The 15,062-nt window shown below is 58.7% G+C and carries 9 protein-coding genes and 4 pseudogenes; 5 read left to right on the forward strand and 8 right to left on the reverse strand.

Going from position 1 to position 15,062, the window contains the following annotated elements:
* Positions 1-51 precede the first annotated feature (51 nt).
* The 3 genes from serA to NE851_RS01365 form a co-directional block, all read right to left on the reverse strand.
* Complete coding sequence (gene serA / locus NE851_RS01355) at positions 52-1,290, reverse strand: phosphoglycerate dehydrogenase (protein WP_254955828.1); 1,239 nt, start codon at positions 1,288-1,290, stop codon at positions 52-54.
* 391 nt (positions 1,291-1,681) lie between these two features.
* Positions 1,682-3,298: a putative bifunctional diguanylate cyclase/phosphodiesterase gene (locus NE851_RS01360; RefSeq protein ID WP_254955830.1), complete on the reverse strand. Its 1,617-nt coding sequence runs from the start codon at positions 3,296-3,298 to the stop codon at positions 1,682-1,684.
* A 284-nt stretch (positions 3,299-3,582) separates the two neighbouring features.
* Complete coding sequence (locus NE851_RS01365; RefSeq protein WP_097596156.1) at positions 3,583-4,485, reverse strand: LysR family transcriptional regulator; 903 nt, start codon at positions 4,483-4,485, stop codon at positions 3,583-3,585.
* Positions 4,486-4,591: 106 nt separating this feature from the next.
* Between NE851_RS01365 and NE851_RS01370 the strand changes: the two genes are divergently transcribed.
* The 4 genes and pseudogenes from NE851_RS01370 to NE851_RS01385 form a co-directional block, all read left to right on the forward strand.
* Positions 4,592-5,401 carry a putative hydro-lyase gene (locus tag NE851_RS01370; protein WP_254955834.1) on the forward strand — a complete coding sequence of 270 codons (810 nt, stop codon included), beginning with the start codon at positions 4,592-4,594 and terminating at the stop codon, positions 5,399-5,401.
* Positions 5,402-5,481: 80 nt separating this feature from the next.
* The gene (locus tag NE851_RS01375) at positions 5,482-6,756 is read left to right on the forward strand and encodes an MFS transporter (protein ID WP_097596197.1); all 1,275 of its coding nucleotides are present in this window, start codon (positions 5,482-5,484) and stop codon (positions 6,754-6,756) included.
* 91 nt (positions 6,757-6,847) lie between these two features.
* Positions 6,848-10,489, forward strand: coding sequence for a hydantoinase B/oxoprolinase family protein (locus NE851_RS01380; RefSeq protein WP_254955843.1), 3,642 nt, complete (start codon positions 6,848-6,850; stop codon positions 10,487-10,489).
* Between the two features lie 34 nt (positions 10,490-10,523).
* Positions 10,524-10,697 (forward strand): annotated as a pseudogene (locus NE851_RS01385) (GMC oxidoreductase); the annotation flags it as partial.
* 232 nt (positions 10,698-10,929) lie between these two features.
* Here NE851_RS01385 and NE851_RS01390 read toward each other — a convergent pair.
* The 3 genes and pseudogenes from NE851_RS01390 to NE851_RS01400 all read right to left on the reverse strand — a co-directional run.
* Complete coding sequence (locus NE851_RS01390) at positions 10,930-11,622, reverse strand: hypothetical protein (protein ID WP_254955845.1); 693 nt, start codon at positions 11,620-11,622, stop codon at positions 10,930-10,932.
* A gap of 210 nt (positions 11,623-11,832) precedes the next feature.
* Positions 11,833-12,402: a hypothetical protein gene (locus NE851_RS01395; protein ID WP_254955847.1), complete on the reverse strand. Its 570-nt coding sequence runs from the start codon at positions 12,400-12,402 to the stop codon at positions 11,833-11,835.
* A 577-nt stretch (positions 12,403-12,979) separates the two neighbouring features.
* Positions 12,980-13,177 (reverse strand): annotated as a pseudogene (locus tag NE851_RS01400) (sigma factor-like helix-turn-helix DNA-binding protein); the annotation flags it as partial.
* Between NE851_RS01400 and NE851_RS01405 the strand changes: the two are divergent.
* Positions 13,167-13,583 (forward strand): annotated as a pseudogene (locus tag NE851_RS01405) (winged helix-turn-helix transcriptional regulator); the annotation flags it as partial. The pseudogenes NE851_RS01400 and NE851_RS01405 overlap by 11 nt on opposite strands.
* 20 nt (positions 13,584-13,603) lie before the next feature.
* Here NE851_RS01405 and NE851_RS01410 read toward each other — a convergent pair.
* Together NE851_RS01410 and NE851_RS01415 are read right to left on the reverse strand one after the other, a co-directional pair.
* Positions 13,604-14,086 (reverse strand): annotated as a pseudogene (locus tag NE851_RS01410) (aldo/keto reductase); the annotation flags it as partial.
* 73 nt (positions 14,087-14,159) lie between these two features.
* Positions 14,160-15,041, reverse strand: coding sequence for an NmrA family NAD(P)-binding protein (locus NE851_RS01415; RefSeq protein ID WP_254955849.1), 882 nt, complete (start codon positions 15,039-15,041; stop codon positions 14,160-14,162).
* Between the last annotated feature and the right edge of the window lie 21 nt (positions 15,042-15,062).

Below are 15,062 nucleotides of genomic sequence, written 5' to 3' on the forward strand. Positions count from 1 at the left end.
CATTTTGCAGCGTCGCATGCCAAGTGGCATATGACAAAGCACCCACCTGCGTCAGTAAACCAATCGAGCCCGTATCGTTCCTTGGATCTGGCGGAGCGCGTCAAGTATGTCATTTGCAGTTTGGCCGACGCCTTCGACTTCAATAACCACGTAACCCGTTTCGCCGTGCGTCTGCAGGAACTCGCCCACAATATTAAGTCCACGAGACGAAAAAATCGTATTCAGATTGTTGAGAATGCCAGGGCGATTTTCATGAACATGGATGAAACGCGTGCCGTTTGGACGTGGCGGCAGTTGAACCTGGGGAAAGTTGACAGCGCCTAGCGTCGAACCGATGTCCGAATATTCGACAAGCTTCCTCGAGACTTCTCTTCCAATGCGCTCTTGGGCCTCTTCGGTCGACCCTCCAATATGCGGGGTCAGAATGACATTATCCAGACCTTGCAGCGGGGTTTCAAAACGCTCTTTGTTTGATGCCGGTTCCCTCGGGAACACGTCCACAGCCGCGCCTGCGAGATGTCCTTCCTTCAAAACCTTCGCGAGCGCTTCAAGATCCACCACGGTTCCGCGGGCGTTGTTGATGAAAATGGCTCCCTTTTTCATCCTGCGCAGTTCAGCTTCAGTTATCATGTTTTGTGTCGAGCTGGTCTCTGGAACATGCATCGTCACAAAATCTGAGATTTCGAGGAGCTCGCCGAGCGTTGCCATCGATTCTGAATTGCCGTGGCGAAGCTTGTCCGAAGGATCAAAATAGCGAACGTTCATACCCATGCTTTCGGCGAGAACGCTTAGCTGCGAACCGATATTGCCATAGCCCACGATGCCCAGCGTTTTCCCACGCACCTCACGACTACCTTCTGCGGTTTTGTCCCATCCGCCTCCATGAGCGGAAGCCGAACGCGGGAAAATCCGCCTGGTCAGCATTATGATCTCGCCGATCACAAGCTCGGCGACAGAGCGCGTATTCGAATAGGGGGCGTTGAATACCGGGATCCCGCGTCGACGGGCCGCATCCAGGTCGACCTGATTTGTCCCCACAGAGAAACAACCGACGGCCATCAGCTTCTTGGCGGAGCTGAAAATCTCCTCGGTCAGTTGGGTGCGTGAACGAATTCCGACAATATGGGCCTCGGCTATATGACTTTTGAGATCTTTGTCATCCAGGGCCTTCGGCAAATAGGTCAGGTTGACGTAGCCGGATAAAGCGAAGTAGTCCACCGCGCTCTGACTGATCCCTTCCATCAGAAGCACGGAAATTCGATCGCGAGGAAGAGAAAGTTGTTCGGTCATTGAAGTGCCTCGGAGTCTCGAATTCTATCTGGCCGAAGAGCGTCCGACACAAGGACGCACTGCTGTGGCAGCGTGACTTAGCGACCATCCGATGAGCAGCGCAAGAACAAACTCAACTTCGTCGGAGGGCAGTATGCCTTTCCCGCATCGCCGCCGATGATCATTTCCGGTTCGACGGCATATATTTCCATTTGAGCGGATATCCTCTCGTGGTCGCTGCTTTATTCGGCACGGGTGGCGACAGCACGGGGACTGGGCTTGAAGGGGTTCCCACTCTCATCTGCTCCAGGAACGAACCGGTTGCAGTCGCTCAATTGGTGGCCGAGATCTCGCAATGCTAACGAATGCTCGTCGATCATCGCTATTTCGCCGTCGAGCAGGCTTGTTGGAATTACAGCATCTCGAACGAAGCTTGACGCAGAAATTCACGAAGAGCCTCCGCAGACATCGGGGCGCCCAAGAGGCTTCCTTGCAGCCGGTCGCATCGTTTTCTGCGGAGCCAGGACGCTTGGCCGATAGTCTCGACACCCTCCGCAGTGACTTGCATCCCCAATCCATGCGCAAGGCTGATGATGAAGCGCACGATCGTCTGACTCTTCGGGTTTGTTTCGACGTCCTTGATGAAGTGCTTATCGATCTTGATCGTGTCGAATGGGAAGTTTTGCAGGTAGCTCAGGGATGAATAGCGGGTGCCAAAGTCGTCGAGGGCAATCCGGATGCCCAAGACCTCGAGAGTGTGGAGGATGTCGAGATTGTCGGTCGTGCGCTCGAGCAGGACGGTCTCGGTTATTTCGAGCTCCAGCCTCTCGGCCGGGTACCCGACCTCATCGAGGATTTCGGTTATGCGGTCGGTGAAGCCGGCGAGCAGGAACTCCGCCGGCGAGAGGTTGACCGCCACGATGAAATGCGAGGGCCATCTCGATGCCTCGCGGCAGGCCTGTTCGAGCACCCACGCTCCAATATCGCCCATCAGTCCGTCCGCTTCGGCCATGGGAATGAAAAGACTGGGCGGAACAACGCCAGCATAAGGATGATGCCAGCGCAGCAGGGCCTCGAATCCGATGATCCCCTCCGCAATCTCGACGAGAGGCTGATACTCAATGAAGAACTGTTGTTCCTGCAGGGCCACACGCAAACTGCGCCGCAGCATTTCACGCTGTTCGAGCATGATCATCATCGAGCGGTTGAACGTCCTTGCGCGGCCGCGACCATCGTTCTTCGCAGCATAGAGGGCGATGTCGGCCGCCTTCATCAGCTGTTCGCCGTCGTCGCCGTCACTGGGCGCAATGGCTATTCCGACACTTGCGCCTACGAACACGGCTATCCCGTCGATGGTAAATGGATCTTTGAAAGCACGGACCAAGGATTCGGCCAGCCGTTCTGCTGCAGCCGGCTGATCGTCAGAGTTTTGAATCACCGCAAATTCATCGCCAGCGAGCCTGTAAGCCCTCGCGTCGTCGCCAAGCACGGCCTGGATCCGCTCCGCCGTCATCTTGAGTACGATATCGCCGGCGCCATGACCAAGGGTGTCGTTGACTGGCTTGAAGTCATCGAGATCGATCTGCATGAGCGCAAGCTTGCGAACCCCGGATACAGGTAAGTTAGCCTCGAGGTCGGTGCTGAACTGCCGACGGTTCGCGAGTCCCGTCAGTGCATCATGCCGAGCTTGATGGAGAAGCAGGGCCCGATCGGAATCTTCAATCGGCGAAAGAGCACTCCCGTTTCGCGTTTCGATGACGCCAAGCCCCCGTTCGGTGGAGAAGAGGAGAAGACTGCGTCTGGCGTTCGACGGGCCTGGGTCAATCGAAATATTGCGGGGAAGGCCGCCGGCCAGCACGGATTCAACAGACGCCCTGCTGCTGGTTTTTTGAAGCTCCGGATATACCTGCCATAGAGTTACGTCCCCCGAAGCTACGACGCTCTGGTAGGCCTCGGCGACCTTTCCTGAGCATTTGACCAGTTTCAGGCTATTTCCATAAAAGGAAACAAATTCTGCTCGATCGTGCATGGACGCAGCCAGTTGGAATCTTTCATTCCCTCGGATGACGAGGAATTGCTAGTATGGCGACAGACCCTTCAATCATGTCTCGCCTGTTGTCAAAAGACAACTAAGGAGGGCTTTTTGAAGGAAAACAATCCGCGACCATGAGCGCCACGAGCAGACCATCCGAAGGCTTCAGACCGTTGATCGAGACCAGCCCTTCATCAATGCGGACCGCGATCTGAATTTATTACGGCTTCCCGTTTGTTCAGCGGTACATCTTTTACCCTTCCGCTTCTGCTGTCGGCAATTTATCGACCGGAGACCAACTCCGCCTGTTGCACGGCTCGGGAAGCGATTGCGACCACTTCTTCCAGAGTGCGACGGTCGGGCGTCCCAAGCCAGGCGGCAACGAAGTGAAGATCCGGAAGACTTGGAGCGATATCGAGTTCCACCAGTCTTCCCGAGTTGAGTTCGAGCGCGACGATGGCCGGCGGAATAACGGCAATGCCCAAACTGTCCAAAGCCATGCGGATCAGCGTGGCGAGCGACGAACTCGCGTAGAGTCTGGGCGTCGGCAGGGCGGGATTGGAAAATAGTTCAGTTACCTGCACATAGGGCTGCGTGTTGCGCGCGAAGGTGAGGATGGGCCAACGCGCGATCTCCTCCAGCGAACCGTCCTTGAGATCGGCCTTGATCTTCGGACTGGCGACAAAACTCACCGGAAACCGGCACAGTTGGCGTTGAATGACGGCAGGAGCGCTCAATGGCCCGACGAGAAACGCCAGATCGATTTTCTGCTGGAGCAACCGCTCGCGCAGATTTGTCGAAATATCGACCTCGATCTCCAGCGCAAGCTTGGGGTAGGTGCTGCTCACCTGTTCGAGAAAGCTCGGAAGCCACGTATGGACGATTGTCTCTGCTACTCCCAGCTTGAATGTGCCGCTGAGATGGGTTCGGTCGGCGACCGCGTGGAGCATTTCGGCCCGGAGCCGGAGGAGCCGGTCGGCATAAGTCAAAACCTGTCGTCCAGCGGGCGTGACCGACAATGTCCGGCTGGACCGATCGAAAAGCTGGGTCCCGAGTTCCTCCTCCAACTGCGCCACCCGAACGGAAATAGCCGGCTGGGTCGTGTTTAGCTTCTCAGCCGCCGCTCGGAAGCTCTCGAGCTGCGCGATCCACAACACCGTTTCAAGCGCCTTGAAATCCACCATCCATCAGCCTCCGATAAATAGAATTTATCGAGAATTATGAAAAATGACAATTTGAAATTATCTGGTTTTTTGCGGATGCTCGTGTCCAAAGAAACGAGGTGTCACCATGAACATAGTATCGAACCATCAGGGGCAGGATCTCTCCAACCCGCTCGCCGTGCGGACCGCCTGCAGGAACGGCAGTTGGGTCAAGGAAACAAGCGGCACCGCCCCCGGCTATGTCCAAGCCAATCTCGCCATCCTGCCGAGCGCGCTGGCGGATGATTTCCTGCGCTTTTGCGTGCGCAATCCCAAGGCATGTCCGGTCGTCGGCATATCAGAAAAAGGCTCGCCGCGCATTCCGGAACTGGGTCTGGATCTCGACATCCGGACGGACGCACCGAGATACCGCGTCTGGGAAGGTGGCGAACTTATCGGCGAACCTGCCGACATCAGCGACCTCTGGAGCGACGATCTTGTCGTCTTCGCTATCGGCTGTTCGTTCTCCTTCGAGGAAGCGCTGATTGCAAATGGCATCGGGCTTCGCCACGTCGCCGAGGGGCACAACGTGGCCATGTACCGGACGAATATCGAATGTGTCCCCGCGGGGCCGTTCTCCGGCCCGATGGTCGTCTCCATGCGGCCGCTCGCCCCAGCCGAGGTCATCCGGGCGGTCCAGATCACTTCGAAAATGCCGGCCGTCCACGGCGCACCCATTCACATTGGCTTGCCGGCGTCCATCGGGATCGAGAACCTCGACCGACCGGACTACGGCGATCCGACCCGCATCATGCCCGACGAAATGCCGGTCTTCTGGGCATGCGGGGTAACACCGCAAGCCGTCATCCAGACCGCCCGCCCGAAGTTCGCGATCACGCATGCGCCCGGCTGCATGCTGGTGACGGATAAGCCGAACGCGGCTCTCATCGCCTTCTAGCCGAGGCAATCACGCTCCGCCAATAAGAACTGGGAAAATTGCGGGGCCATGGCAAACTCAACAACGAAAAGGGGAATGACATGACAGACAATTACGCCGTCTCAACGCGAGCCGAGCCGCGAAGCTGGTATGGTGAATTGACGCAGCCAGGCAAACGCACGTTCTGGGCGTGTTTTTCCGGATACGCGCTGGATGCGTTCGATGTCCAGATCTACAGCCTCGCGATACCGGCGATCATTGCCACGCTTGCCATTTCCAACACCGATGTCGGGATCATCGCCACGGTGACGCTTCTCGCCTCCGCACTCGGCGGCTGGTTTGCCGGCATCCTCGCCGACCGCTTCGGGCGCGTTCGCACCTTGCAGATCACGGTTATCTGGTTCGCCGTATTCACCTTCCTCAGCGGCTTTGCCCAAAATTTCGAACAACTTCTCGTATGCCGTGCGTTGATGGGGCTTGGTTTCGGTGGCGAATGGTCGGCCGGCGCGGTACTGATGGCCGAGGTTATTGCAGCCAAGCACCGTGGAAAAGCGGTCGGCATGGTGCAGAGTGCCTGGTCTGTCGGCTGGGGTGCAGCCGTTTTGCTGTCCACCATCCTGTTCAGCCTGATGCCGCAGGAAGAGGCGTGGCGCGGGCTCTTCTGGGCTGGGCTCGCGCCCGCCATTCTCGCCATCATCGTGCGCCGGTTCATCCGGGAGCCTGAGGTCTACACCGCTTCGCAGAAGAAGCTGAAAGCCTCCGGCGAGGTCGTCCGCATCACCGAGATATTCGCACCCTCAATGCTCGGCCGCACCATGCTGTTGTCGTTGATGACCACCGGTGCGCAAGGTGGCTATTATGCAATCGCCACCTGGCTGCCCAGCTTTCTCAAGACGGAAAAGCATTTGAGCGTTATCGGCAGCGGCGGCTACCTCGCCGTCATCATCATCGGCTCGTTCTTCGGCTATGTCACCGGCGCTTATCTGTCCGACATCATCGGCCGCCGCAAGAAGTTCATGCTGTTTGCGATCGGTGCGATGGTGACCGTCGTGATCTATACCTACCTGCCGATCAACAACACGCTGATGCTGTTTCTCGGCTTCCCCTTGGGCTTCTTCGCTTCCGGCATCTTCGCGGGAATGGGCGCCTTTCTGACCGAGAATTTCCCGACCCGCACGCGTGCGGCAGGCCAGGGCTTCACCTATAATTTCGGCCGCGGTGTCGCTGCCCTTAACCCGACGCTGGTGGGCATTGCAACGGCCGCCATGCCGCTTGGTAAGGCAATCGCCATATTCGCCGTCATCGCCTACCTGCTGGTCATCGTCGCCGCTTTCATCCTGCCCGAGACAAAGGGCAAGGAATTGGCAGCCGACTGACACTCCCCGGATTGCGGTGACGCGCTGCAATCCGCCTCTTTTCCAAATCGACGAAACAAGGACCGTGCTTTTCCGCGCGGATGGACAAGTCATGAGTGAATCACATTGGAATTTCTGGATCGATCGCGGCGGTACGTTCACCGATGTCATTGGACGCGACCCCGAAGGCCACCTGCATGCCCGCAAAATGCTGTCCGAAAATCCCAGCGCCTATCGGGATGCGGCCGTTGCCGGCATAAGGGCATTGATGGGCCTTGATGCGAGCGAGCCGATACCCGCCGGCGCCATCGGCGAGGTACGCATGGGAACCACGGTTGCGACCAACGCTCTCCTGGAGCGCAAAGGCGAGCCGACTGCCCTGATCACCACGCGCGGCTTCCGCGATGCCTTGGAGATCGGCTACCAGGCGCGGCCCGATATTTTCGCCAAGCACGTCGTCAAACCGGAGTTGCTCTATGGCTTCGTCGCCGAGATCGACGAGCGCGTTTTGGCCGATGGCGAAGTCGAGAAGGAATTGAACGAAGCGGAAGTCCGCAAAGCCTTGGAGGAGATCAGCGCGCGCGGCTTCAAGTCCATCGCCATCGTGCTGATGCATGCTTACCGCTATCCAAGCCATGAACAGGCGATTGCCGCGATCGCTCGCGGGATGGGCTTTCCGCAGGTTTCCGTCAGCCACGAAGTGTCGCCGCTCGTGAAGTTCGTCGGTCGCGGCGACACGACGGTCGTGGATGCCTATCTTTCGCCGATCCTGCGCCGCTATGTGGCGCAGGTGAAGGAAGAACTGGATATCGAACGGACCGGAGCCCGGTTGACCTTCATGACCTCATCGGGCGGATTGACTGCCGCCAGCCTGTTCCAGGGAAAGGATGCCATTTTGTCTGGGCCCGCGGGCGGTGTGGTCGCTCTTGCGCAGACCGGCGCAGAAGCCGGTTTTGCAAAAGTGATCGGCTTCGACATGGGCGGCACCTCGACGGATGTTGCACATTTCGACGGAGAATATGAGCGGACATTCGAAACCCAGGTCGCCGGCGTCCGCATGCGCGCGCCGATGATGCAGATCCATACGGTCGCGGCCGGCGGTGGATCGCTCCTGCGCTATGACGGCGCGCGTTTCCGCGTCGGCCCGGAATCCGCCGGTGCCAATCCCGGTCCCAAGGGTTATCGCAGGGATGGGCCACTCGCCGTTACCGATGCCAATATCATGGTCGGCAAGCTGATACCCGACATGTTCCCACCGATCTTCGGCGAAAGCCAGGACCAGCCTCTCGACTATTTCGCGGTCAAGGCCGCCTTCGACGCGCTCGCCGAGGAGATTGGTGACGGGCGGAGCGGTGAAGAGGTGGCCGACGGCTTTCTCAAGATCGCCGTCGCCAATATGGCGGAAGCCGTGAAGAAGATCTCGATCGCACGGGGATACGATGTCAGCACCTATGCCTTGAACGCGTTTGGCGGGGCGAGTGGCCAGCACGCCTGCATGGTGGCAGATGCGCTCGGGATGACGAAAGTCCTCGTCCATCCATTCTCAGGCCTGCTGTCCGCCTATGGCATGGGGCTTGCTGACATCCACGCCATGCGCCAGGCATCGCTCGATTTGCCTCTCGCTGCCGATAGCATTCCGGCAATCGTCAGGGCAGCGCAGCCCTTGTCCGAAGAGGCGTTCCGCGAGGTCAGCGAACAGGGCATCGAGACCGCAAAGATCACCGTTCATCTGCGACTGCATATCCGCTATGCTGGCGCGGACACCGCACTGGAAGCCACCGCTACCCGGATCACCGCGACGGAAGCCAGCATTGCGCCAGGCCATTTTGACGTCGATGCGCTGAAACAGAGCTTCGAAGCCGCGCACAAATCCCGCTTCGGTTTTGTCGACCATGACAAACCGCTGATCGTCGAGACGCTGGCCGTCGAGGCGGTCGGAGGAGGGCGGCGGGTTGAGCCGGCCGTAAACGCAGTCACCATTGATGTCAGTCTCGATGCCGCCGCCCGAACGCGCTTCTTTTCCGCGGGGCAGTGGCACGAGGCGCCGGTCTATCGCCGCGAGCAACTTTCCTCCGGAAATGTTCTCGAGGGTCCGGCCCTGCTGATCGAGCCCAACCAGACTATCGTGATCGAAGATGGCTGGACAGGCACGCTGACTGCCAGGGATCACGTCGTCCTCGAACGCAAAACCGCCAGATCGCGGTCGCTGGCGCTCGGCACCGCGGCCGATCCAGTCATGCTCGAAATATTCAACAACCTCTTCATGTCCATCGCCGAGCAGATGGGCTTCACGCTGCAAAACACGGCATCGTCGGTCAACATCAAGGAGCGGCTCGACTTTTCCTGCGCGATCTTCGATCGTCATGGCGCGCTTGTCGCCAATGCCCCGCATGTCCCGGTGCATCTAGGGTCGATGGACCGCTCGGTGGAGGCGATCATCGCCGGCAATCCGGTCATCCATGCAGGCGATGTCTTCGCCATCAACGCACCCTATAACGGCGGCACACATTTGCCTGACATCACGGTCTGCACCCCGATTTTCGACGCCGAAGACAACGAAATATTGTTCTGGGTGGCATCCCGCGGCCATCATGCCGACATCGGCGGCATCGCTCCGGGGTCGATGACGCCGAATGCCCGCACCATCGACGAAGAGGGCGTTTATATCGATAACTTCAAGCTCTTGGACCGGGGCCGTTTTCGGGAGGTTGAACTTGCTGAACTGCTGACGGGAGCACTCCACCCGGTCCGCAATCTCGGCCAGAACATCGCGGACATCAAGGCGCAGATCGCCGCTAACCAGAAGGGCGCCGACGAACTCAGAAAGATGGTCGATCAGTTCGGGCTCGACGTCGTCGAAGCCTATATGGCGCATGTGCAGGACAATGCGGCAGAAAGTGTCCGCCGCCTTATTGCCCGCCTTGACGATGCCGAATTCACCTATCCGATGGACCAGGGATGCGAGATTAAGGTGCACATCAGCATCGACCGCACGAAACGCGAGGCGACGGTCGACTTTACCGGAACATCGCCACAGCAGCCGGACAACTTCAATGCTCCGGAACCGATTACCCGCGCGGCAGTTCTTTATGTCTTCCGTGTCCTCGTCGAAGACCATATCCCGATGAATGCCGGCTGCCTGCGGCCGATCAGAATCATCGTCCCGGGAGGATCGATGCTTGCACCCCGCCGCCCGGCGGCAGTCGTCGCTGGAAACGTCGAGGTGAGCCAGGCCGTCACCAATTGTCTCTTTGGGGCGCTCGGTAAGCTGTCGTCGTCGCAAGGGACGATGAACAATCTGACCTTCGGAAATGAAACACACCAATATTACGAAACGCTATGCTCGGGCGCTCCGGCAGGTGAGGGGTTTTCAGGCGTTGCCGGTGTTCAGTCCCACATGACGAATTCGCGCCTGACCGATCCGGAGATCCTCGAACTGCGCTTTCCCGTCGTACTCGAGGATTTCCACATACGCGAAGGTTCGGGCGGCAAAGGGCACTGGAACGGTGGCGACGGCACTAGCCGCACGATCCGTTTCCGGCGCTCGATGGATTGCGCGATTCTCTCCGGGCACCGCACCGTCAGGCCGTTTGGCCTCGCCGGCGGCGAAGCTGGCGAAACCGGGAAAAACCTCGTGCGCCGCCTTAACCAGAAAATCGAAGTGCTGCCAGGCTGTGCGCAGACGCGGCTTGATGAAGGCGAGGCGATCACCATCGTCACCCCGACCGGCGGCGGCTATGGCGCTCGTCTGTAGGTTCTCCACTGAATGATTTGAACTCACGTTGCCGGATCGCATGTCGATGGTGGATAATGCTCTCAAGGTCTCCGGCACTGACGGCCTTCGTGTCGGCGACTATTCGACTATGCCCCGGATAACCACCGGCAACACGATGGCGCTTTGCTTCGTTATCGGAGAGGGGGCCGCCGGATCTAACCGAGCATCTCACTGCCTTATGGCTTGAGTGGGCGCTTTTCTTGATCTGTCCATGGGGGATTAACAAATGCCCTGCGGCACTCGCGTGGAGTGCCGCAGGGCTTCTAGCGGCCAGCGTGCCCAGACCTCCAAGCCTTTATCCATGACAAAGGACATCATGGATTCAGCGCCGGAAATTGACAGGCCGCGGGATCGTATCCCTTCAAGAGCAGAGACCTCCGTTTCTGTCTAACCCTAAAACGATGAAAATCTCGCAGCCGCTATATCTGCGCGCTGCAAAAGTTGGGGGAAGCCCCGCCCACGTCAATGATAAGCTGCGGGTCGGCATTGTCCATGATTGTGAGCTTTAGAACGCTGCAGTCGTCGTGCTCTCCATTCGCCTCGACTTCACGGCCATGGATTACGGCAAGTTGCTCGTGTGCTGACAGCTCGGCCCAAAAGCCATCCGTGGTGAGTAAATGGACGCCAGGCAAACCGTCCGTTTCCAGGATTTCTGGTGTCATATACTCACGTGAACGAAAGCTCCTGGTGAGAAGATGTCTGGCCGGTGTCTTCGATAGCTCGTCGACTGCGACATATCCAAGCGCATTGGCAAGCGTGTGAGGCTGAGTTTGCCATTGAATTCTGTCGCCTCGATCAATTTGGCCTAGAAGACAGTCGCCGGCATGGATAACTGTCATTCGTGTTCTTGGGCTAACGTGCATAATAGCAAAACTGGCTGAGCCCCGAGGATAACGCGCGCGCAAATCGATATGGATTGCGCGCAGCTGTTTCGAAAAGTTATCGACATCAAGCGCACCTTGTAGACCGCTGAACCAGTCGATCACTCCCCGCACAATCGCTTCGACATATTCTCCACTGTTCTCGCCTGCGGTAGAGCTATCGGCAATGATGGCCATCACGCCGGTGGTATTTGTTCCAATCCCTGCATGGTCGCGATTGTCTGTGGTCATGGTGCCTTTGCGGGCTATACCAGCTTGCTTCAATGCGCATGGGCGCCACCGTCTGCGCAATGACTTATGGCAACGTAGCGCTCGCGCACGATAGCCACGCGGCCGGGCTGCCCTTAAATCCTCCGACGAACACAAGGCGATCACGCAAATCCTGCTCCAGCGCCGTTGCTACGACTTTCAACATTTCGAGCAGCTGGCCGCGGACAGTCGTCATTTACCGAGTATCCTTTTCGAGAGCCGATCGCTTGCCAAACCCACTTCTCGTTGGTTTCCAAGGCGGATCGCGTCGCAGAGTGCCAGATATTCGTAGAGCCGCACGTCCTTTTGGACTGCTTCCGGTACACTCTTGAATAGCGGTTCGACAGACTGGCCCATTTCGCGGGCGCTTGGGTGGGGCCAGACGTAAATATAGTTGCCAGCGCTGACCAGAAGGCCCTCGAGCATAGGTGCCGCAAAAGCGGTTGGAATGCCTCGCTGCATTGATCCGGGTTTTGCCGGAAAGGTGAATTTCAGGCCGTGCACGATGAAATTGAATAGGTTCCTCCGGCTCGGCTTGGGTCGGCCAAGGTCGCGATCTTTGCTGGCAATGCCAGACGCTAGGCTCCTCTTGATCGACTCATTGACCTCGGTCTTGCTTATACCGAGGGATGCCTCCAAATTTCGGACGGAATATGGGTCATCGCCTTGCGCCTTTAGGCGCTCGCGTTCGCCCCCTTGCTCTTGTTCCTGCTCCTGGAGGCTGATGAGTTTGAGCAGTATGACGATGTCCTGGCTTTTCATAAATCGTCCTGACTGGCGTCCTCTGTCCTAGGACCAAGGACAGAAAAGCACGCCAAATCACTGTTGTCAAAGCCTGCGCTGCCTTTCCAACCTTTGTGGGCATCGTCTCTGACCTGATGTCCGGAGCGAGAACAAAGGGCCAGGTCACCGGGGTTGCGATAGATCCGCGGTCCTTCTGAGTCTGAGTGTCTGCATCGACCGCGAAGGCCCCGGTGGAGAAGATCACGATATTCTGCGGGGCACGAGCCCGGGTAAATCGTCTTTCAGGGGAGCCGATGTCACTCGCGACTTAATCCTCAATGTTGCACGCTTCGGCTGCAGCGGCAAGCCGCCAGGTGGAGACCCTGTTTTGCCGTCTGGTGGCGATCATGTGATTGAGATTGAGCCGGGTGGGGATCGGTTCGTCGACGATGGGATGAAGGCGCGATGCAGAATTGTGCGTTGGGAGTTGTAGGCGGAAAATCGGATGGCGACCTCCGGGTGCTTTTCGAGATAAGCGGACACTTCGTCCCTGCGTGCAGCTTCGAGGCGGCCGTCAATAAGGCGTGCAGATCGTCTTCGGTGATTGGCCTGTCTGTCATTTCACTCTCCGCAGATGCGAGCCAGCTCTAGCGCCCCTGGCGGGACTTTCCAAGATCTGCGGCAGGCGCTCACGTGCGCGCGACAGTCGCGACATCACGGTTCCGATCGGGATCGCCAGGACTTCGGCGACCTGGGCGCAACTAAGGTCTTCGACCGATACCAGCAGCAGCACGCTACGCTGCTCTTCCGGAAGGGAATATTATCGATTACTGCAAGAGGTCCGTGAATATGGAAACTGGGAAGCTTGGCTAGACTTCTTCCTGACAGGTGTAGCCGACACCGCCAACCAAGCATTTGAAGCTGCCACTCGGATTGTCGATCTTTTCAAGGAGGACAGGGAGAAAATCACAACCGAGAGCGACAGAGCCGGATCGGCCCTTCGTATTCACGAACTCTTTCAGCAAAACCCCTTCCATACGGCAAATCAGATCGTTCAAATGACAGGCCTTTCCGCGCCGACTGTCAATGCAGCGCTCGCTGACTTGGAGCGGTTGGGGATTGCCGACGAGGTGACAGGTCGCAAGCGTGGCCGTGTTTTCAGCTACCGTAGGTATCTCGCAATCCTAAGCGAAGGCACTGATCCCCTGCCTGCTACGTGACTAAATCACGGGTCGCAAGCCTGATCCAGAAGCCAGGCTATGGCGATCTGGGCGGCGGTGGCGCCGTGCTTTTCACCGATCCTGGCGAGCACGGGATCTTTTGCGGCACGGCCTTGCGCAAGTGGCGCGTAGGCGGTCACGGTGATCGCGTCCAACATGGTGCTCATGTTCATGTTCGTCGACGGCCAATGGACGAGGAAGAGATCGATATGGTCGATGCGAAGCTTGCTGAGGCTCGTGTCGAAGGACCGGCGCAGGGCATCGGGGGAGAGCTTGTCGTGCCAGACCTTAGTGGTGACAAAGAGGTCCGCGCGGTGTATGCCGGAGGCCGCGAGCGCCGCGCCGATGGCGGCTTCATTGTCGTACATGGCGGCGGTATCGATGTGGCGGAAGCCGAGGGCAAGCCCGCTTTCGACCACCGGTCGGGCGGTATCGCCCGGCATCCGGAAAGTCCCCATTCCTAACCGGGGGATAGCGACGCTGTGAGTTTCAATCGTTGCCATGATCGTCGTTTCAAGCTGCGAGGGACTCGGCAGCAGAGGTAGAAGCCGTCCGCCGCCCGTTCTCCCGGCGGGCTCAGGTGGTCTCGCTCGCGGCCGCCTGCCGGACCAGCACTTCGATCACCTGCTCAAGTGATGTCGTGCCCCTGGCACGGTTTCCGCCGTGGGCCTTGAAGGCAATCCAGTCTTCGTTGAAGCCGTCGAGCATACGCATGCGCGGTTGTGGGTTTCGCGTACCCTGGGCACGGAACAGGCCCTCCCAGCTGTCCCGCTGGACGATCTCCACCCGCACCGGATGCCCGAGCACCGACGCGAAGGCATTGGCGAGATCGTTGGGCGAGACCCGTGCAGGGCCTTCAAGTTCCACCACCCGCTTGCCGATCCATTGCTGGCGGATAAGATCTGCGGCAAACCGGCCGATGTCCTGCGTCGCCACCATAGCGAAGGTCTTGTCGGCAGGCTGGAGGAAGGTGTGCAGCACGCCATCGTCGCGGGCCGAGGCGACGTCCCAGGCCGCATTTTCCATGAACCAGCCGGGCCGCAGGAAGGTGACGGGAAGATCGAGCTCGCCGAGGGCTTCTTCCAGCATCGTCCGCTGGCTCAACAAATTGTCCACTTCCGCGTCGGCACCGATGGTGGAGAGGCAGACGACCCTTTCCGGGCTGGCAGCAAGGAGAGCGGTCGTCAGCACCTCATTCTGCTTCGCCGCTTCCGGATAGCCGGGCGCCGGATCGAATTCCGACGGCGGCAGGATGAAGACGCCCTTGGCGCCCTTGAACGCGGCGGCAAGCTGCGCGGCGGCGTCCATCTCGGCAAAGGCGATTTCGCAACCGCGCTGGCGCCAGATTTCCGCCTTGGCGGGGTCGCGTAGCACCGCGCGGACCGGTTCTCCGGCTTCGATCAGGGTTTTCGCCAGCGCGCCGCCGACCTTGCCGGTAATTCCTGTAATCGCATACATGAGATGTCTCCTGGTGTTGAG

The sequence above is a fragment of the Rhizobium anhuiense bv. trifolii genome (genome assembly GCF_024346605.1).
GTDB lineage: Bacteria > Pseudomonadota > Alphaproteobacteria > Rhizobiales > Rhizobiaceae > Rhizobium > Rhizobium anhuiense.